The following is an 18,190-nucleotide window of genomic DNA, read 5'->3' as shown; positions in this document are numbered from 1 at the left end:
CCCCTCACGGCAGCTCCTCGACCTGCGTCGGTGCCTGCGTCCGGATCACGCCGATGTCGCTGGTGATCGGCACGTCCGGGAAACGTTCGGACACCCGGCGCAGGATCTCCTCCCGCCGGTGCGGGCTCTCGACCTCGCCGTAGAGGACCAGGCCGCGTTCCCGGTAGAGCACGGTGATCCCCTGCTCGGCGACGTCCGGGTCCTCGGCGAGCATCCGGTGGATCTCCGCCTCGACGTACTCGTCCGGCGGGCCGGCACCATGCTCGGTCACGGTGTCTCCTCTCCCTCGGGGGTGCGGGCGTACGGCACGGGCGTGCCGGAGTACGGGACCACGTCGAGCCGGTCCAGCAGCACCAGGAACGCCTCCGCGTACGGCGAGTGCTGCGTCTCCTTCCGTACCCGTTCCCAGTCGATCTGTTCCCGCAGCGAGCGGGCCAGCGGCAGGCCGCGGGCGAAGTCGCAGTAGTGCTGCGAGAAGCTGAGCAGCTTGTGCACCATCAGCCGGGTCGCGGAGAGCACCGGCATGTGGATGGCGTCCACCGGGCGCACCACGGTGTCGGCGAAGGTCTCCTCCGTCACCGGGGTCTCGACCGGCCGGTGGATCAGGTCCACCATCCGCCCCTCGTCGTAGACCTTCACCAGCCAGTCCTCCGGGGGGCGCTCGGCGGTGAAGCCCTCGGCGACCAGCGCCTCCAGGGACCGCTCGACGTCCTCCTCGCGGAGCAGGAAGTCCACGTCGTGCTCGCTGGAGTGGCCGCCGTGCGCGTAGACGGCGAAGCTGCCGCCGAGGGCAAAGGGGATGTCGTTCTGCTTGAGCACGGCGGCGACCCGCTTGCAGGTGTACAACAGGCTCTCGTCCCCGCGCTCGGCCATCTGGTTCTCCCGTCGTCGTGAAGGTGGACAGGCGGTCGGAAATGACGTTGCGTACCCGGCCTGCCCGCCACCCACACCTCGGGAGCACAGACAAGGGGCACCGGGCCCGGAAACGGGCAAACCGCCGAGCGGGAGCGCGGGTCGGATAACCTGTGCAAGGTGGCCAGATCATTGCGGGCGACCGGCGGCACGGCCCGACTACGCCGGGTCGCCCTGATCGGCATCGACGGCTCGGGCAAGACCACCCAGGCGCACCGGCTCGCCGCCGCGCTCACCGCGGCCGGCCGGCCCGCCACCTACCACCGCAACGCCGGCGGCCGGCGCTGGCTCGGTCGGCTCGCCAACCGGCTCGGACGCCCCGACGCGCAGCGCCTGGTCGGGCGTAACGGGGTGCTCGCGGTCGAGTCGGTGCTGCGCTGGCTGGCCATCGCCGCCGCGCTGCTGAGCTGCCTGGTGACCGGCCGCACGGCCGTCATGGACCGCTACTCCGCCTGCCAGTACGCCAGCATCCGGGCGCACGGCGGGCAGCGCTGGGAGCGGCTGGCCCGGATCGGCTACCGGGTGTTCCCACCCCCGCAGGTGACCTTCCTGCTCACCGTCGACCCGGCGGAGGCGTACCGGCGGATCGAGCGGCGCGGCGACGACCACGAGACGATGGGCTGGCTGACCGCCGCCGACGCCGCGTACCGCACCCTGCCCGAGTACCCGAGCTTCGTGCTGGTCGACGCCGGGGGCACGCCGGACGACGTGACGCGGCGCATCCGCGCCCACCTGGCGGCCTGGCTGCCGCCGGAGGCCGAGCCGCCGGCTCTCGAGCCGCCGGCTCCCGACCCGCTTCCCGACCCGCCGGCCGCCGCGACGCTCCGGGAGCGGCTGGCCGTTCAGGCCCGCCCGTAGACCGGGACGGCCGCCCCGCTGGTCGGTGCGGACTCGTCCGAGGCGAGGAAGCAGACCACCGGGGCGATCTCGGCCGGGCTCACCCAGCGGCGGTGGTCGGCGCCCGGCTGGGCGGTCCGGTTCGCCGGAGTGTCGATCACGCTGGGCAGCACGGTGTTGCAGCGGACGCCGGAGGCCCGGTACTCGACCGCCACCGCGTTGGCGAAGGCCAGCACGGCCGCCTTGGCGGTGGCGTAGCCGGCCGCCCCGGGGAACGGCGCGAGCGCCGCCCGGGCCGAGACGCAGACCACCGCGCCGCCGCCGGCCGCGATCAGGTGCGGCAGCGCCGCCTGGGTGACCAGGTAGGTGGGGCGCAGGTTGATCGACAGCATCCGCTCGAACTCCTCGACCGGCGTCTCGTGCACCCGGCCCCCGCTGGCGTACCCGCCGACCAGGTTGACCACCGCGCGCAGCGGCGCGGCCGGGTCGTCGGCGGCGGCCCGGACGGCCCGGTCGACCCCCGCCGGGTCCATCAGGTCCGCGGTCACCCGGACCGGACCGGCCGCGGCCGGTTCCGCCGCGGTGGCGCTCTCCCGCTGGGGTACGACCACCCGCCAGCCCGCCTGGACGAAGGCGGCGGTGACCGCCCCGCCGAGTCCGCCCGTCCCACCGGTGACCAGCACGCTGCGATCCGCCATGCGAGACACCGTAGCGTGGTCGTGGGCGGACCCGATGTCCGGCGGGAACCGGGCACGCTGCCGCAACCGGGCCTGCGCGGGGGATACTTGTGTCAGATACGTGCGGTGATGGTTGACGGGCCGCAGCTCATGAAAGTAAGTTTCATCCGTGGCGAAGAGTCCGAAGATTTCTGTGAGTCACGAGCAGGGTGGGCTGATCGTCCACATCAGCGGCCTGCTCCCCTCGCTGTCGCCCGCCGAGCAGCGGGTGGCCCGGCTGGTCGTCGCGAACCCGGCCGACGCCGCGCGGCGGACCATCACCGACCTCGCCACCGCCGCCGAGACCTCCGAGGCCACCGTGATCCGGTTCTGCCGGTCGGTGGGCATGGACGGTTACCCGCAGTTGCGGATCCGGCTCGCCGCCGAGGCCGCCCGCCGGGTCGAACCGCCGGACGCCCGGGTCGTCGGTGGTGACATCCCGCCCGGCGCGGACCTGGCCCAGATCATCGCCACCATCGCGTTCAACGACGCCCGGGCCGTGGAGGAGACCGCCGAGCAGCTCGACCCGGCGGTCTGCGAGCGGGTGGTGGACACCATCGCCGCCGCCGGCCGCATCGACGTCTACGGCGCCGGGGCCAGCGGATTCGTCGCCTCGGACTTCCAGCAGAAGCTGCACCGCATCGGTCGCACCGCCTTCTACTTCCCCGACGTGCACACCGCGCTGACCTCCGCCGCGCTGCTCGGCAAGGGGGACGTCGCCGTCGGCATCTCGCACACCGGCACCACCTCAGACGTGATCGAGGTGCTGGAGCAGGCCCGGGCGCGGGGCGCGTCGACCGTCGCGCTGACGAACTTCCCGCGCTCGCCACTGACCGAGGTCGCCGACTTCGTGCTCACCACCGCCGCCCGCGAGACCACCTACCGCTCCGGCGCGATGGCCAGCCGGCTGGCCCAGCTCACCGTCGTCGACGTGCTCTTCGTCGGGGTGGCCGCGCGCAACCGGGCGCGGGCCCGCAAGGCGCTGGAGGCGACCGCCGAGGCGGTCCAGTCGCACCGGGTCGGCCCGGGGCGGAGGCGCGGGTGACCGCCGGCCGGGTGGAGCCGGACGAGGCAGCGGTGGTGGCCCGACCCGTGGTGCGGGTGGGCGCCCCGACCGAGCGCCGCAACCCGGACAGCGCCGACCTCGACCTGATGTCGACCCGGGACGTGCTCACCGTCATCAACGACGCCGACCGCCGGGTGCCGGCCGCCGTCGCGGCCGTCCTCGACGAGATCGCCGCGACCGTCGACCTGGCCGTGGCCGCCCTGCGCGGCGGGCACCGGGTGCACTACTTCGGCGCCGGCACGTCCGGCCGCCTCGGCGTGCTCGACGCCGCCGAACTGGCCCCCACCTTCAACTCCCCGCGCCACTGGTTCTGCTCCCACCTGGCCGGCGGCCCGGACGCGATGTGGCGCGCCGTCGAGGACGCCGAGGACGACGAGCGGGGCGGCGCCGCCGAGGCGGCCGAGTGCGTACGGCCGGCGGACCTGGTCGTCGGCCTGGCGGCCAGCGGACGCACCCCGTACGTCCTCGGGGCGCTCGCCGCAGCCCGGGCGCAGGGTGCCGCGACGGTGCTGCTCTGCGCGAACCCGGACGCGCCGGCCGCCTCCTCGGTCGACGTGTTCATCGGGGTGGACACCGGACCCGAGGTGGTCACCGGCTCGACCCGGATGAAGGCGGGCACCGCGCAGAAGCTGGTGCTGAACACCTTCTCCACGGCCGTGATGGTGCGCCTCGGCCGGGTCTACTCGAACCTCATGATCGACATGGTGGCCACCAACGCGAAGCTGCGCGGCCGGATGATCTCGATCCTGATGGAGGCCACCGGCTGCTCCGAGGAGATCTGCCGGCGCGCCCTGCACGAGGCCGACGGCGACCTCAAGACCGCCCTGGTCTCCCTGGTCTCCGGGGCCGAGGTGCCCGCCGCCCGGGCGGCACTGGCCCGCGCCGCCCACCAGGTGCGTGGCGCGCTCGCCCTGCTCGCCTCCTGAGCCGTACCACCCCTGCGTTGCTCCCCGGACCGGGTGAGACGCGGAACACGTCGCGGACGGGACGTCCCACCCGCCCCTGATTGTTGTCCAGGGGGCGGGGTAATCAATGTCCCGTGCATGAACCGACCGGCGTACCGGCGCGTATCTGGCAGTGACCAGGATCGCAGCCGGGCGGTGACGGAGGTCGCTGTGTCGTCGGCGTCGCAATGGTGCGATTGCCGGGGGCGGAGGTCGCTTTCTCCTGATCCGCCAGCCTGTTCGTGGTGCGGGGTCGGTGAGCCCCGAACGGGGTGCTGACAGCAAACGTGGACTTGGCTTTCAGCTGATACTCAGGCATTCGTGACACTTTCGACTCACGACATGGAATCCCCGACACGTCTCATCTGTTGTGTAGGTGTCAGCACCGACGGGCACAGCGGAGGTTACGGGGGAGAACCGATGGACGTGGGGATGGCAAGGAACCGGGCAACCGGCGCGAGCGAGGGGACCGTGGGCAACGTGGACAAGAACATCGGCATGCGGACCGACGAGGTCGCCGAGGAGCGCGACCTGGTCGGCGTCTACCTTCACGAGATCTCCCGGACGCCGCTGCTGGACGCCGCCAAGGAGGTCGACCTCTCCAAGGCCATCGAGGCCGGCCTGTACGCCGAGCACCTGCTCGGCGAGGACCGGGTGCCCGAGGGCGTCGACCGGGAGGACCTGGAGCGCCTGGTCGTCGAGGGCGAGAGCGCCAAGGATCTTTTCATCCGGGCCAACCTGCGGCTGGTCGTCTCCATCGCCCGGCGCTACGTCCGGTCCGGGATGCCCATGCTGGACCTGATCCAGGAGGGCAACACCGGCCTGGTCCGCGCGGTGGAGAAGTTCGACTACGAGCGCGGCTACAAGTTCTCCACCTACGCGACGTGGTGGATCCGCCAGGCCATCAGCCGGGCGATCGCCCAGCAGGAGCGCACCGTGCGACTGCCGGTGCACCTGGTGGAGGACGTCAACCGGATGCGCAACGTGGCCCGGCAGCTCACCCGTGAGCTGGGCAGCGACCCGGAGCCGGAGCAGATCGCGGCGGCCCTCGGCGTCACCGTCGAGCGGGTCAACGAGCTGGTCCGCTGGTCGCAGGACACGGTGTCGCTGGACACCCCGGTCGGCGACGACGGCGACACCAACCTCGGTGACCTGGTCGCCGACAGCGACGCCCCGTCGCCGGAGGAGATCGTCCTCACCGGCCTGGAGCGGCAGCGGATCGAGGGTCTGCTCAACCACCTCGACGACCGGTCGGCCGGCATCATGCGGGCCCGCTACGGCCTCGAGGACGGTCGCGAGCACTCGCTCACCGAGGTCGCGTCGCGCTTCTCGCTCTCCCGGGAGCGGATCCGCCAGCTGGAGATCCAGGCCCTCGGCCGGCTCCGCGAGCTGGCCCGCGCCGAGGGGCTGCAGGCGGCCTGAGCTGGTAGTAATGACAACGAACGGCCGGCGTCCGATAGGGGGACGCCGGCCGTTCGCCGTTTCCGGGTCAGGTCAGCGGACCCGGCCGTAACCCTGGATCGGCATGATGTCCATGTCGCGCTTGAGCACGTTGCGCCCGGCGCTGGGCGCGTCGATGATCTGCCCGCCCCCGACGTACAGGGCCATGTGGCCCAGGCCGCGGTAGAAGACCAGGTCTCCCGGGCGCAGGTCACCGCGGCCGATGTGGGTCACCACACTCCACTGCATCCGGGTGTTGTGCGGCAGGGACTTGCCCGCCGCCCGCCAGGCGGCCGAGGTGAGGCCGGAACAGTCGTAGCCGCCGGGACCGTCCGCGCCCCAGACGTACGGCTTGCCGATCGCCCCGTACGCGTAGCGCACCGCGACCCCGGCGCTGCCGGAGACGGCGGGCGCGTCGTTGTCGACGGATCGGGCGGCCGGCCGGGGCGTCGGCGCCTCGGTGGCCCGGCCGTACGCCGCCCGGCGCAGCTCGTAGAGCCGGGCCAGGTCGCCCTCGATCTTCTTCCGGGTCTTCGCCATGCTGCGGACCTGTGCGGCCTCCCGCTTCAGCGTCACGTCCAGCCGGGCCTTCTCGTCGAGCAGCTTGCGCTGGCTGGTGGTGAAGCCGGCGATGCGGTCCTGACGTTCCCGGGTGAGCCGGTCGATCGTGCTGAGCCGGTCCATCAGGGCGGCGGACCCACCCGGTTCGAGCAGCGCCTCGGCGGTCCGCAGGCCGCCGGTCTTGTACGCCGTGGCGGCCATCTCGCCGACGTCCGCCCGGCTCCGCGCGGCCTGCTCCTCCAGCGGGCCGATCTTCGCCTGCAGTTCCGCCGCGGTCTTCTTGTTGGCCTTGATCTCCTCGTTGAGCTTGTTGTAGGACTCGACGACCCGTTCCAGCTCGGTCGAGGACTTCTCGATCCGTGCGGTCAGCTCGGCCACCGACGGCTCGGCCCGAGCCGCCGTCGACGGGGCGATCAGCGCGGCCGTGAGGCCGGCGACCGTGAGCGTTCGCACCAGCATCCGTAAGGACGACAAGAGCGGAAAGCTCCTCTCCACGGGCCCTCGGGGGATGCTGACGCCCCCGACGGCACCGGCGGCGGGGCCATCCGGACGGATGGCGGTCGACCGCGCCGGCCCGCCCAACCTAACCCGGGACGGAAGTCACGCGCAGGGGAAGCCGGGGCGAAAGTTGGCAAAGGGGCAGGAAATGCGGCTGCGCAGCGTGATCTCCGCTGACACCCCTGAGGCGTGGCGTGCGGCGTGTCGCGGATGCTTCGTGGCCCTTCGCGGCCTCTGACCGGATTCGTCGTTCTCGACGCATGTCGCAGGTCGCACCCACGACGCGTCCGACAAAACCGACATGGATGCCACTTCGTGGCACCCCCGGCCGATGTGGCCGGGCCAGAGGCGGGAATCCGACCGACAGGGCGGGCGGAGCGGCAACACAATGGGACCCGGAGCCGGGAATCCCGCCGTGAACAGGCACGGCACGGTGGGAGCGCCGGCACCGCCGGCCCCTGGGAGGACGCCGTGCAGCAGGCAGACCGATCCGCCACCCGCCCGCCGCGCTCGTCGCGCGGGACGAACCTGCTCTACGCGCGCCCGGGGATCGTGGTGACCACCGAACGGTTCACCGTCGGCCGGAACAGCTTCGCCGTCGCCGACCTCACCCACCTGCGCGTGGGGCGGGGCCCGCACGACCGGCTGGCCGTGCGGGCGATGGCGGTGACCGCCGCCCTGATCACCGCCGTCGGCGTGCTGCTCGGCTTCACTGGCGGGCTGCAACGGCTCACCGCCGGGGCGTACCTGACCCTCGGGGTGGTGTTCCTGCTGCCGGTGCTGCTGGTCGTGGCCGGCGACCGCTGGCGGCCGCCGGCGTACGAGCTGTGGGGGCACTGCGGGGGCGTCGAGGTGCTGCTGTTCAGCAGCGACGACGAGCAGCAGTTCGGCCAGGTCAGCCGGGCGCTGCGGCGGGCCCGGGAGCTGCACCGCTATCCCGACGCGGAGGACCCGGCCGCCGCGGCCGGCTACTGGCGGCCGGAGCGGGCGGGGGGCTAGCGCGCGGCGACCGGCTCCGGCGCCTGGGTCTGCCGGGCCGCGAGATCCCGGGTGACCCGGCGCTCGGCGACGAACGACACGAACGGCACGGTGCCGGCGAGCATCACCAGCAGCATCCGCTTCAGCGGCCAGTTCATCCGGCGGCCCAGGTCGAAGGTGGCGGCCAGGTAGAGCATGTAGAGCCAGCCGTGCGCGGTGCCGACGACCGCCACCACGAGCGGCTCGTCGAACGCGTACTTCAGCGGCATGCCGATCAGCACCAGCACGGCCAGCGCCACGCCCACGATCCAGGCGATCACGCGGTACCGGGTAAGGGCTCCGCCCACCGTCGTCCGTCCTTCCGCACCGGCCTCAGCCGGGATAGTCGCCGGGCCTCGCGCCCGGATTGGCGTTCAACCATGTGAGGTAGCGGTTGTACTCGGTCAGGTCGGCGTCGTCCGCGGTGTCGGCCGCGACCGGCACCCGGGCCACCCGCACCGGGCGGCGTACCGCCGGGACGGCCGGGTCGGGCGCGCCGTCCGCGACGGTGGCCGCCTCCGGCGCGGTGGCGGCCGGGCCGCGCAGCGTATGGCGGACCTCACGCCACCACACGAAGACCACGAAGCCGGCGAAGATCGGCCACTCCACCGCGTACGCCCAGCTGAGCGTGTTGCCCGAGGCCGCCCGGCTGATCTGCCACCAGCCCAGCGCCAGGAACCCGACGACCAGCACGACCATGGCCACGTGGCGGGCGATCCACGCCGGTGTCCAGAGCCGTTTCATGGCATCGAGCGTACCGGGACACCCCGGCGTCTCCGACGCGGTGTCGTAGGAGGGTTTGGCGACATCCCGGCTGGGCATCCGTCTAGACGCCAGCCCGAACGAGCCCGAGGGGACGACATGACCGAATCAGTACGTCAGTCCGGTGACGTCAGCCCGGAGCAGCGGATGACGGAGTGGGACGGCGACCACGTCCGCGACACGTCGGCCTCCGGCGGGCAGGTCGACGGCGAGCTCGGGATCGACCCGGCGGAGCTGAGCGACGAGGACCTGATCCGGGAGCTGCAGAGCCTGCACCGCACCCGGCTGGACACCCTGCGCCACGCGGCCGACTCCGCGCTCGCCCACCACCTGCGCCGCACCGCCGAGCTGGAGACGGAGTACCTGGCCCGGCACCCCGGCCGCGAGGTCGACCCGAGCCGGCTGCGGGACGCGTGATGGCCATGCGCGCCGAGATCGGCATGTCCGCGCCGCCCGAGGTGGTGTTCGGCACCGCGACCGACCCGGCCCGGGCCTCGGCCTGGCTGCCGGAGCCGCTGCGGTCCGACGGCGGCGAGCGCCCCCGGGAGGCCAGCGCCGATGAGCTGCGGGCCCGGTGGAGCACCGACTCAGCCCCCGGTTGGTCGGCAGAGTTGAAGGTGGAGCCGGGCGACGCCGGGGGGTCCCGGGTCCGGCTCGACCTGACCGGGGGCGACGACGGCCTGGCCGACGAGGCCCTGGCCAACCTCGCGGGCGAGGTGGCCGACAACCTGACGGCCGGTTGAGCGGACCGTGACGAGGAACGAGGAGGCGCCGGTGACCCAGGGTGGCCTGAAACAGAGGGTGGCGCGGCTGCGCCAGGCGTACGCCCCGCACGAGTATCGGCCGCTGGGCAGTTACCTGGCGGCGATGGGCACGTACGCCACGGTCACCGCGTCCCTGGCCGGCCTGGTCCGGGCGACCGGCCGGCCGGTGCCGGACCGTCCCGCCCCGGCCGACGTGGTGCTGCTCTCCATCGCCACGCACAAGCTCAGCCGGCTGCTCTCCAAGGACGCGATCACCAGCCCGCTGCGGGCCCCGTTCACCCGCTACGACCACCCGATCGGCAGCGGCGAGGTGATGGAGGAGGTCCGCGACCAGGGCAGCTCGACGCGGCACGCCATCGGCGAGCTGTTGAGCTGCCCGTTCTGCCTGGCCGTCTGGGTCGCCACCGGCCTCACCGCCGGGCTGGTGCTGACGCCCCGGCTGACCCGGCTGGTGGCCACCGCGCTGACCGCCGTCGCCGCCTCGGACTTCCTCCAGATGGGGTACGCCGTCGCGCAGCGAGCCGCCGAGGGCGGGGGCCACCACGAGAAGTGACCCGTACGCGCGAAGGGGGCCGGCGCTGCGCCGGCCCCCTTTCGCGTCGTCCCGCTCAGGTCGGGGTGGTGCCGCCGTTCTCTCCGGCCCAGCCGCGCGAGGCCTCCGGCTCGCGTTCGTCGGAGTCCTCGCCGGTGATCACGTCGCGGTCGACCGCGGTGCGGTCGTGCTCGTTGGCGAAGTCCGGCTCGGGGGTGGTGTCCCGGCCTTCCGGGGGCTGGCCGAGCGCCGGCACGGACTCGTGCTCGTGCCCCTCGTGGTGCGTCATGCCGTCGTCCTCTCGTCGTCCTGGTCCACCCGTGCGCCGGTCGCTCAACCGGACGACCCGCCCAGCAGGTCGGCCACCTCGTCCGCCGCGTACTCGCCCTGGGGGAGCGCGGCGATCCGGGAGAGCAGGGTCGGCGGCAGTTCCGCGGCGACCGCCCGGCGGTAGATGTTCGCCTGGGTGATCCGCTCCTGGCCGTGGTAGATGTCGTCGAGCAGCTCGTCGAGCTGCCGGGTGTCGACCTCGTCGGTCACCGGTACGTCATCGGTCACTCCGCCCAGCTACCCTCGCCCGAATCGCCCAAACCAGGTCAGGCGGGAGTGGGCAGGGTGGCCCGGCGGGCGCGGACGGCGGTGGCCAGGTGCTCCAGCACCTCGGCGGTGGTGTCCCAGCCGATGCAGGCGTCGGTGACCGACCGGCCGTAGGTCAGCTCCCGGGTCGGGTCCAGGTCCTGGCGGCCGTCGAGCAGGAAGCTCTCCAGCATGATGCCGACGACGCCGCGCTGGCCGGCGGCGAGCTGGGCGGCCACGTCGGCGGCGACCTTCGGCTGGTTGCGATGGTCCTTGCCGCTGTTGGCGTGGCTGGCGTCGACCACCACCCGCTCGGGCAGGCCGGCCGCCCGCAGCAGATCGAGCGCGCCCGCCACCGAGTCCGCGTCGTAGTTCGGCCGGTCGCCGCCGCCGCGCAGCACCAGGTGCCCGTCGGCGTTGCCCCGGGTGTGCATGATCGCCGGGGTGCCGGAGACGTCGATGCCGGGGAAGACGTGCGGCACGCCGGCCGCCCGGATCGCGTCCACCGCCGTGCCGATGCTGCCGTCGGGACGGTTCTTCATGCCGATCGGCATGGAGAGCCCGGAGGCGAGCTGGCGGTGCACCTGGCTCTCCACCGTCCGGGCGCCGATCGCACCCCAGGCCACCGTGTCGGCGATGTACTGCGGGGTGATCGGGTCCAGGAACTCGCAGCCCACCGGCAGGCCGAGGCGCAGCACGTCGAGCAGGAGCGCCCGCGCGGTGCGCAGGCCACGGTTGACGTCGCCGGAGCCGTCCAGCGCGGGGTCGTTGATCAGGCCCTTCCAGCCCACCGTCGAACGCGGCTTCTCGAAGTAGACCCGCATCACCACCAGCAGGTCGTCGGCGTGCCGGTCCGCGGCCTCGCGCAGCCGGTGGGCGTAGTCGAGCGCGGCGGCCGGGTCGTGCACCGAGCACGGGCCGACCACCACCAGCAGGCGGTCGTCGGCGCGGTCCAGCACGCGGCCCACCGCGCGGCGGCCGGCCAGCACGGCGGCGGCGAGCGGGGCGTCCAGCGGCAGGTCGTGCAGGAGCAGGGCGGGGGTGGTCAACGGCACGACGCGGTCGATCCGTTGATCGACGACCGCGGGGGTCTCCGGAGTGGTCACGGTGGGCATCCTTCCGCCGACCGTGCCCGGGGCCGGTGCCCGGGTCGAGCCGGCTGCTCTAACAGCGAAGGGCAGGAGCGGAAGCTCCTGCCCGGCCGGCTCGAAAACTCAGGTGACGTCAGCTCATGGCGAGGTCACCGGCGTCGGAGCCGGCTGCCTAAACCATCGATACGAGCGCGTCACGTCGATCAGCCTACCCGACCGGACGCGAAAGGCTCACCGGGTCGTTCGGAAAGGCTCGCCCGATGTTCACCATCATCGATGCATCCGGCGGTACCTTCATCGGTACCGCTCGTTCCCTCCGGAGGTAACCGATGGACCGTCGTACCGTCCTGCGCGCCACCGTCGCCGGTGGGGCCGCCGCCTTCGCCGGCAGTCTCTGGTCCGGCGCCGCGCTCGCCGCCCCGGCCCAGCCCGGCGTCGGCCCGTACGGGCCGCTCGGCGCCGCGGACGCCCGTGGCCTCCAGCTTCCCGCCGGCTTCACCAGCCGGATCGTCGCCCGGTCCCGGCAGGTGGTGTCCGGCACGTCGTACACCTGGCACGACGCGCCCGACGGCGGCGCCTGCTTCGCCGCCGGCACCGGCTGGATCTACGTCTCCAACTCGGAGATCGCCATCACCGGGGGTGCCTCGGCGATCCGGTTCAACGCCGACGGCACAATCGCCTCGGCGTACCGGATCCTGTCCAACACCAACCGCAACTGCGCCGGCGGGGCCACTCCGTGGGGGACCTGGCTCTCCTGCGAGGAGGTCAGCCGTGGCTACGTCTACGAGACGTACCCGCAGGGCGGCCGGGCGGCGGTGCGCCGGCCGGCGCTGGGCCGCTTCAACCACGAGGCGGCGGCGGCCGACCCGGTCCGCAAGGTGATCTACCTGACCGAGGACGAGTCCAGCGGCTGCTTCTACCGGTTCCGCCCGACCGTCTGGGGCGACCTCTCCGCCGGCACCCTGGAGGTGCTGGTCGCCGGCACCGCGACCAGCGGCCCGGTGAGCTGGGCGCGGGTGCCCGACCCGGACGGCTCGCCGACCTACACCCGGCAGCAGGTCTCCGGTGCGAAGAAGTTCAACGGCGGCGAGGGCTGCTGGTACGCCGACGGCACCTGCTGGTTCACCACCAAGGGCGACAACCGGGTCTGGGCGTACGACGCGGTCAACCAGCGCATCGACCTGGCGTACGACGACTCGCTGGTGACCGGCGGGGCCGCGCCGCTGACCGGGGTGGACAACATCACCGGCACCCGCTCCGGCGACCTCTACGTCGCCGAGGACGGCGGCAACATGGAAATCAATCTGATCACACCGGACGCCGTTGTCACGCCTTTCGTCAGGCTTACGGGGCAGTCCTCGTCGGAGATCACCGGCCCGGCCTTTTCCCCGGACGGCAGCCGGCTCTACTTCTCATCCCAGCGCGGCACCTCCGGGTCCTCCTCCGGCGGGATCACCTACGAGGTGCGCGGCCCGTTCCGCTGAGCCTCCGGCGCGGCCCGTCCGGCGCCGCCCGGCGCCGGATCGGCCGCGCGATCTTGCGGGCGTGTCCGGCGGTCCGGCGGGGTATGAGGTTCGGCATGAGTCACGAGCAGAGCGACCAGGAGCGGGTGGAGTCCCGTGCCCATCTGCTGCCCGAGGAGGCGGCGGTCGGCAGTGAGGACCCGCAGGCGCAGGCCGACGCCATCCTCACTGAGTCCGACATCCGGGAGGAGGACCGCAACGCCGCCCCGGACACGGTGCTGGAGCGGCGCACCTCCGATCAGACCGCGACCCCGATCGAGCCCCCCGACTGATCGACCGCCCCCCGGGCCCGGCGGGAACCCCGGTAGGTCTGCTCGCGCAACCAGGCGAGCGGGCCCGCCGCCCGCAGGCCCGCCGGCAGGTTGCGCACCGGGTCGAACGCCAGCGCGGCGTCCGTCCGGGCGTCCAGCTGCCCGCCGAGGGTGACCTGGCCGACCGGCCGCCACGGCCCGACGGCGGACGCCACCGCGAGCACCAGCCGCGGCGCGTCCGCCCGGGTCGCCGCCGCCACCTCGGCCAGGCTCCGGCCCAGGTCGGGCGAGTCCGGATCGGCCAGCGCCGCCAGCCACAGCCGCCGCGCCCCGACCCGGTACGGCATGATCGTGCTGTACGTCCCGGTGAAGCGCCGCCGGGGCAGTGGCACGTTGCGCAGCACCGGAGCGGCCCCGCTGGAGCTGACCAGCAGGTCGAACGCCCGGGCGTCGGCCAGGTGCAGCCGGACGGCCAGCCCCAGCACGTCCGGCCAGCCGTCCGGGGTGGGCACTCCACGAGAGATCCGCACCGTGGCCGGGTACCGACCCGGCTCGTCGAGCAGCGCCACGCCGGTCGGCGGTCCGGGCGTACCCCAGATCATCACCTCGGCGGTGAACGAGCGGCCGGCCGGGTGCAGCAGGCGGGCCCCGCGCCAGCGGGTCAGGACGGCGGCGGCCCCGGCGACGGCGACGGCCGCGCCGGCGGCGACGGCCGCGCCGGCGGCGACGGAGGGGGAGGGGCTCGGCATGCCCCTGCGGTACCCGCCCGCCGCCCGGTCGATGCCCGCCGCGCCGCGCGGGCTCGCCGACCGAGGACGAGTCCCCTTTCCGCCCGGGAGATCGGATAGCGTCGGGTCATGCCCGACAGCGGTTACCCCTGGCCCATCGAGACGACCCGACTGGACAACGGCCTGCGCGTGGTGGTGAGCGAGGACCGCACCGCCCCGGCGGTGGCGGTCAACCTCTGGTACGACGTGGGATCCCGGCACGAGCCGGCGGGGCAGACCGGTTTCGCCCACCTCTTCGAGCACCTGATGTTCGAGGGGTCGATCAACGTCGCCAAGACCGAGCACATGCGGCTGGTGCAGGGCGCCGGCGGCTCGCTCAACGCCACCACCAACCCGGACCGGACGAACTACTTCGAGACCGTCCCGGCCGAGCACCTGGAGCTGGCGCTCTGGCTCGAGGCCGACCGGATGGGCGGCCTGGTCCCCGCGCTCACCCAGGAGACGCTGGACAACCAGCGCGACGTGGTGAAGAACGAGCGTCGCCAGCGCTACGAGAACGTGCCGTACGGCGACGCGTGGCTGCGGCTGCTGCCGCTGCTCTACCCGCCCGGCCACCCGTACCACCACGCGACGATCGGCTCGATGGCCGACCTGAACGCCGCCGACCTGGCCACCTTCCAGACGTTCCACGCCACCTACTACGCGCCGAACAACGCCGTGCTCACCGTCGTCGGCGACGCCTCCGCCGCCGAGGTCTTCGCCCTCGCCGACAAGTACTTCGGGTCGATCCCGCCGCGCGAGGAGATCCCCGCCGCGCCGGACGGCCGGACCGTCACGGCCACCGGCCGGGCCGCCGTCGAGACCGTCACCGGCGACGTCCCCGCGCCCCGGGTGTACGTCGCGCACCGCACCCACCCCTTCGGCACCCCCGGGTACGACGTGGCGACCGTGCTCGCCGCGGTGCTCGGCAGCGGCCGGGGCAGCCGCCTCTACCAGCGCCTCGCCGACGGGGAACGGATCGCCCAGCCGGACCTGGTCGGGGCGTACGGGGTGGACCTGGCGCACGCCCCGGCGCCGCTGATCGCCACCGCCACCGCCCGCCCCGGAATCGGCGCCGAGCGGCTGGCCGCCGGCGTCGCCGAGGTCGTCGACGAGCTGACCACGGTGCCGGTGACCCACGCCGAGCTGGACCGCGCCAAGGCGCTGCTCAGCACCGCCTGGTGGCGGCAGATGTCCACGGTGGACGGCCGGGCGGACACCCTCGGCCGGTACGCCACCCAGTTCGGCGACCCGGCCCGGGCCGCCGAGCGGCTGCCGGCCTGGCTGGCGGTGACCGCCGACCAGATCGCCGAGCTGGCCGCCGAGCTGCTCGGCGCGGACGACCGGGTGACCCTGACCTACCTGCCGGAGGAGACCCCATGACGCTGATCGCCGCCCGTCCCGGCGCGGGCATTCCCCGCCCGTACCGGTTCCCCGCCGTGGTCCGCCGGGAGGTCGCCGGCGGCCGGGTGGTCGCCGCGCACCTGCCCGGGCAGAACCTCGCCGTCGCGGTGCTGCTGCTCGACGCGGGCGCCGGCCGGGAGCCGGTCGGCAAGGAGGGGCTCGGCGGGGTGCTGGCCAAGGCCCTGGAGGAGGGCACCGCCCAGCGGGACGCCACGACCTTCGCGCTGGCCGTCGAGGGGCTCGGGACCGAGCTGGTGACCGGCCTGGACTGGGACTCCTTCCAGGTCAGCGTCCAGGTGCCGGTGGACCGGCTGAGCGCGGCGGTGGAACTGCTCGCCGAGGCGGTCCGCACGCCCCGGCTCGATCCCGACGACGTGCGCCGGGTCCGCGACGACGAGGCGACCGCGCTGCGGATGGACTGGGCCAACCCCGGCCCGCGCGCCGACGCGGCGCTGCGCGCCGACCTGTTCGGCGCCGACAACCGGTGGGGCCGCCCGATGTACGGCGACCCGGACTCGGTGGCCGGGCTGGACGTCGAGGACGTCACCGTCTTCCACTCCGAGTGGTTCCTCCGGCCCGGCACCCTGATCGTCGCCGGTGACCTGGACCGCCTCGACCTGGACGCGCTCGCCGCGGCGGCGTTCGCCGGCACCGGCGGCGGCCCGGCCGAGCGCGGCGAGCCGATCGAGGTGCCGCTGCACACCGGGCGGCGGATCCTGCTGGTGGACCGGCCCGGCTCGGTGCAGTCCACGCTGCGGCTCGGGCACCCGTCGCCGCACCGCGCCCACCCGGACCACGTGCCGATGACGCTCGCCGGCACGGTGCTCGGCGGGGCGTTCACCTCCCGGCTCAACCACCTCATCCGCGAGGTGCGCGGCTACACGTACGGCATCCGGGGCGACTTCGCCTCGTCCCGCCGGTTCGGCCGGTTCGCGGTCAGCTCCGGGGTGCAGACCGCGGTGACCGCGCCGGCCCTGGTCGAGGCGGTGGGGGAGATCACCCGTACCCAGGTCGGCGGGGTGACCGCCGACGAGCTGGCGGTGGCCAGCTCGTGGCGGGCCGGTCAGCTCTCCGTCGAGCTGCAGAGCCCCCGGGCGATCGCGTCGGCGCTGACCACCCTGGTGGTGCACGACCTGCCGGACGACTACCACGCCCGGCTGCGCGAGTCGCTGCTCGCCGCCGACGTGGCGCAGGTCTCCGCCGCGGCCGCCGCCCACCTGCACCCGGAGTCGCTGACCCTGGTGGTGGAGGGCGACGCGGCGATGATCCGCGACGAACTCATGGCGACCGGGCTCGGCGAGGTGACCGACGCCACGCTCTGATCGGGGCGGATCCGGTCCGGGCGGTGGGAAAGCATTCCCGCCCGGGCCGGCGGGCTGGGTAGCCTCGCGGGCATGAGGATCGGCATTGTGGGAGCCACCGGCCAGGTCGGTGGCGTCATGCGGCAGGTGCTGGCGGAGCGCGACTTCCCGGCGGAGCAGGTGCGGCTCTTCGCCTCGGCCCGGTCGGCCGGGCGCACCCTGCCCTGGCGCGACGGCGAGGTGACGGTCGAGGACGCGGCCACCGCGGACTACTCGGGGCTGGACATCGTGCTCTTCTCGGCGGGCAAGGGCACCGCGAAGGAGCTCGCCCCCCGGGTCGCCGCCGCCGGCGCCGTGGTGATCGACAACTCCTCGGCGTTCCGGATGGACCCCGAGGTGCCGCTGGTGGTCGCCGAGGTCAACCCGCACGCCGCCGCCGTCCGCCCCAAGGGCATCATCGCCAACCCGAACTGCACCACGATGGCCGCGATGCCGGTGTTGCGTCCGTTGCACGCCGAGGCGGAGCTGGTCAGCCTGGTCGTCTCGACGTACCAGGCGGTCTCCGGGGCCGGTCTGGCCGGCGTCGCCGAGCTGGACGAGCAGGTCCGCAAGGTCGCCGAGGACGCCGCCGGGCTCGCCTTCGACGGCGCCGCCGTGCAGTTCCCCGAGCCGCGCTCCTTCGCCCGGCCGATCGCCTTCAACGTGCTCCCGCTCGCCGGTTCGATCGTCGACGACGGCTCCTTCGAGACCGACGAGGAGCAGAAGCTGCGCAACGAGAGCCGCAAGATCCTGGACATCCCGGGACTGAAGGTCTCCGGCACCTGCGTCCGGGTGCCTGTCTTCACCGGCCACTCGCTCCAGATCAACGCCCGTTTCGCCCGGCCGATCACCCCGCAGCGGGCCCGTGAGCTGCTCGCCGACGCGCCCGGCGTGGCCCTCTCCGACGTGCCCACCCCGCTGGAGGCCGCCGGCCAGGACCCGACCTACGTGGGCCGCATCCGCGCCGACGAGACCGTCGAGCACGGCCTGGCGCTGTTCTGCGCCAACGACAACCTGCGCAAGGGCGCCGCCCTGAACGCCGTGCAGCTCGCCGAACTGGTCGCCGCCGAACTCCGCTGAGCGTCCCGCCGCCCCCCGCCCGTCCCGCCCCCGCCCGCCGTGCCCGTCCGGCCCACCGCCGGCCGGTACGGCGGTCCGGTGAGCGGGCGGGCGCGGCGGACCGGCCGAT

Annotated in this window: 23 protein-coding genes; 13 read left to right on the top strand and 10 right to left on the bottom strand. The window is 73.8% G+C overall.

The genetic code is table 11. The annotated features are described in order from the left end of the window. Positions 1-4 precede the first annotated feature (4 nt). Both V6U88_RS00210 and V6U88_RS00205 read right to left on the bottom strand, forming a co-directional pair. Complete coding sequence (locus tag V6U88_RS00210) at positions 5-214, bottom strand: hypothetical protein (protein WP_334449839.1); 210 nt, start codon at positions 212-214, stop codon at positions 5-7. A 53-nt stretch (positions 215-267) separates the two neighbouring features. Next, the gene (locus V6U88_RS00205) at positions 268-948 is read right to left on the bottom strand and encodes a nucleotidyltransferase family protein (protein ID WP_334448838.1); all 681 of its coding nucleotides are present in this window, start codon (positions 946-948) and stop codon (positions 268-270) included. 84 nt (positions 949-1,032) lie between these two features. On the opposite strand from V6U88_RS00205, the gene V6U88_RS00200 reads away from it, so the two are divergent. After that, positions 1,033-1,770 carry a dTMP kinase gene (locus V6U88_RS00200; RefSeq protein ID WP_334448837.1) on the top strand — a complete coding sequence of 246 codons (738 nt, stop codon included), beginning with the start codon at positions 1,033-1,035 and terminating at the stop codon, positions 1,768-1,770. Here V6U88_RS00200 and V6U88_RS00195 read toward each other — a convergent pair. Further along, positions 1,755-2,447, bottom strand: coding sequence for an SDR family NAD(P)-dependent oxidoreductase (locus V6U88_RS00195; RefSeq protein WP_334448836.1), 693 nt, complete (start codon positions 2,445-2,447; stop codon positions 1,755-1,757). The two genes, V6U88_RS00200 and V6U88_RS00195, sit on opposite strands and share 16 nt — an antisense overlap. A gap of 148 nt (positions 2,448-2,595) precedes the next feature. Here V6U88_RS00195 and V6U88_RS00190 point away from each other — a divergent pair, with 148 nt between their 5' ends. From V6U88_RS00190 to V6U88_RS00180, 3 genes are all read left to right on the top strand, one after another. After that, entirely contained in the window at positions 2,596-3,510 is a 915-nt protein-coding gene (locus tag V6U88_RS00190) for a MurR/RpiR family transcriptional regulator (protein ID WP_334448835.1), read from the top strand. Further along, positions 3,507-4,457 (top strand): N-acetylmuramic acid 6-phosphate etherase, encoded by a 951-nt coding sequence (gene murQ / locus V6U88_RS00185; protein WP_334448834.1) that lies wholly within the window; start codon positions 3,507-3,509, stop codon positions 4,455-4,457. The genes V6U88_RS00190 and murQ overlap by 4 nt, the downstream gene beginning before the upstream one ends. A 450-nt stretch (positions 4,458-4,907) precedes the next feature. After that, entirely contained in the window at positions 4,908-5,897 is a 990-nt protein-coding gene (locus tag V6U88_RS00180) for a sigma-70 family RNA polymerase sigma factor (RefSeq protein ID WP_334448832.1), read from the top strand. Between the two features lie 72 nt (positions 5,898-5,969). Here V6U88_RS00180 and V6U88_RS00175 read toward each other — a convergent pair whose 3' ends face one another. Beyond that, complete coding sequence (locus tag V6U88_RS00175) at positions 5,970-6,950, bottom strand: C40 family peptidase (RefSeq protein WP_334448831.1); 981 nt, start codon at positions 6,948-6,950, stop codon at positions 5,970-5,972. A gap of 495 nt (positions 6,951-7,445) precedes the next feature. On the opposite strand from V6U88_RS00175, the gene V6U88_RS00170 reads away from it, so the two are divergent. Next, positions 7,446-7,973 carry a DUF6232 family protein gene (locus V6U88_RS00170; protein WP_334448830.1) on the top strand — a complete coding sequence of 176 codons (528 nt, stop codon included), beginning with the start codon at positions 7,446-7,448 and terminating at the stop codon, positions 7,971-7,973. On the opposite strand, the gene V6U88_RS00165 is transcribed toward V6U88_RS00170, so the two are convergent. Both V6U88_RS00165 and V6U88_RS00160 read right to left on the bottom strand, forming a co-directional pair. Then, complete coding sequence (locus tag V6U88_RS00165; RefSeq protein WP_334448829.1) at positions 7,970-8,299, bottom strand: DUF3817 domain-containing protein; 330 nt, start codon at positions 8,297-8,299, stop codon at positions 7,970-7,972. The two genes, V6U88_RS00170 and V6U88_RS00165, sit on opposite strands and share 4 nt — an antisense overlap. Positions 8,300-8,324: 25 nt before the next feature. Continuing rightward, positions 8,325-8,735 carry a hypothetical protein gene (locus V6U88_RS00160; RefSeq protein ID WP_334448828.1) on the bottom strand — a complete coding sequence of 137 codons (411 nt, stop codon included), beginning with the start codon at positions 8,733-8,735 and terminating at the stop codon, positions 8,325-8,327. Positions 8,736-8,852: 117 nt separating this feature from the next. Here V6U88_RS00160 and V6U88_RS00155 point away from each other — a divergent pair, with 117 nt between their 5' ends. The 3 genes from V6U88_RS00155 to V6U88_RS00145 are packed head-to-tail and all read left to right on the top strand — an operon-like array spanning position 8,853 to position 10,070. Next, entirely contained in the window at positions 8,853-9,170 is a 318-nt protein-coding gene (locus V6U88_RS00155; protein ID WP_334448827.1) for a DUF6158 family protein, read from the top strand. Then, complete coding sequence (locus tag V6U88_RS00150; RefSeq protein ID WP_334448825.1) at positions 9,170-9,496, top strand: hypothetical protein; 327 nt, start codon at positions 9,170-9,172, stop codon at positions 9,494-9,496. The genes V6U88_RS00155 and V6U88_RS00150 overlap by 1 nt, the downstream gene beginning before the upstream one ends. A 31-nt stretch (positions 9,497-9,527) precedes the next feature. Beyond that, the gene (locus tag V6U88_RS00145) at positions 9,528-10,070 is read left to right on the top strand and encodes a DUF1360 domain-containing protein (protein WP_334449838.1); all 543 of its coding nucleotides are present in this window, start codon (positions 9,528-9,530) and stop codon (positions 10,068-10,070) included. 55 nt (positions 10,071-10,125) lie between these two features. On the opposite strand, the gene V6U88_RS00140 is transcribed toward V6U88_RS00145, so the two are convergent. The 3 genes from V6U88_RS00140 to V6U88_RS00130 are packed head-to-tail and all read right to left on the bottom strand — an operon-like array spanning position 10,126 to position 11,740. Beyond that, positions 10,126-10,338: a hypothetical protein gene (locus V6U88_RS00140; RefSeq protein ID WP_334448824.1), complete on the bottom strand. Its 213-nt coding sequence runs from the start codon at positions 10,336-10,338 to the stop codon at positions 10,126-10,128. Positions 10,339-10,382: 44 nt separating this feature from the next. Further along, positions 10,383-10,607 (bottom strand): hypothetical protein, encoded by a 225-nt coding sequence (locus V6U88_RS00135; protein ID WP_334448823.1) that lies wholly within the window; start codon positions 10,605-10,607, stop codon positions 10,383-10,385. A gap of 38 nt (positions 10,608-10,645) precedes the next feature. Beyond that, positions 10,646-11,740 carry a 3-deoxy-7-phosphoheptulonate synthase gene (locus V6U88_RS00130; protein ID WP_334448822.1) on the bottom strand — a complete coding sequence of 365 codons (1,095 nt, stop codon included), beginning with the start codon at positions 11,738-11,740 and terminating at the stop codon, positions 10,646-10,648. Between the two features lie 305 nt (positions 11,741-12,045). Here V6U88_RS00130 and V6U88_RS00125 point away from each other — a divergent pair, with 305 nt between their 5' ends. Next, a complete protein-coding gene (locus V6U88_RS00125) occupies positions 12,046-13,200 on the top strand; it encodes an alkaline phosphatase PhoX (protein WP_334448821.1) in 1,155 nt (384 codons plus the stop codon). 95 nt (positions 13,201-13,295) lie between these two features. Further along, positions 13,296-13,511 carry a hypothetical protein gene (locus tag V6U88_RS00120; RefSeq protein WP_334448820.1) on the top strand — a complete coding sequence of 72 codons (216 nt, stop codon included), beginning with the start codon at positions 13,296-13,298 and terminating at the stop codon, positions 13,509-13,511. On the opposite strand, the gene V6U88_RS00115 is transcribed toward V6U88_RS00120, so the two are convergent. Beyond that, positions 13,478-14,239, bottom strand: coding sequence for a phosphodiesterase (locus V6U88_RS00115; protein WP_334448819.1), 762 nt, complete (start codon positions 14,237-14,239; stop codon positions 13,478-13,480). The genes V6U88_RS00120 and V6U88_RS00115 overlap by 34 nt on opposite strands. Positions 14,240-14,347: 108 nt before the next feature. On the opposite strand from V6U88_RS00115, the gene V6U88_RS00110 reads away from it, so the two are divergent. The 3 genes from V6U88_RS00110 to V6U88_RS00100 all read left to right on the top strand — a co-directional run bounded on the left by V6U88_RS00110 (position 14,348) and on the right by V6U88_RS00100 (position 18,081). Continuing rightward, positions 14,348-15,640 carry a M16 family metallopeptidase gene (locus V6U88_RS00110; RefSeq protein ID WP_334448816.1) on the top strand — a complete coding sequence of 431 codons (1,293 nt, stop codon included), beginning with the start codon at positions 14,348-14,350 and terminating at the stop codon, positions 15,638-15,640. Continuing rightward, positions 15,637-16,983 carry a M16 family metallopeptidase gene (locus V6U88_RS00105; RefSeq protein WP_334448814.1) on the top strand — a complete coding sequence of 449 codons (1,347 nt, stop codon included), beginning with the start codon at positions 15,637-15,639 and terminating at the stop codon, positions 16,981-16,983. Before V6U88_RS00110 ends, V6U88_RS00105 begins: the two co-directional genes overlap by 4 nt. Before the next feature lie 72 nt (positions 16,984-17,055). Beyond that, positions 17,056-18,081: an aspartate-semialdehyde dehydrogenase gene (locus V6U88_RS00100; protein ID WP_334448811.1), complete on the top strand. Its 1,026-nt coding sequence runs from the start codon at positions 17,056-17,058 to the stop codon at positions 18,079-18,081. Positions 18,082-18,190: the final 109 nt, after the last annotated feature.

It is taken from the genome of Micromonospora sp. CPCC 205739 (genome assembly GCF_036906795.1).
GTDB lineage: Bacteria > Actinomycetota > Actinomycetes > Mycobacteriales > Micromonosporaceae > Micromonospora.
Note: the sequence above shows the minus strand (reverse complement) of the source record. Positions and strands in the feature narration are given on the sequence as shown.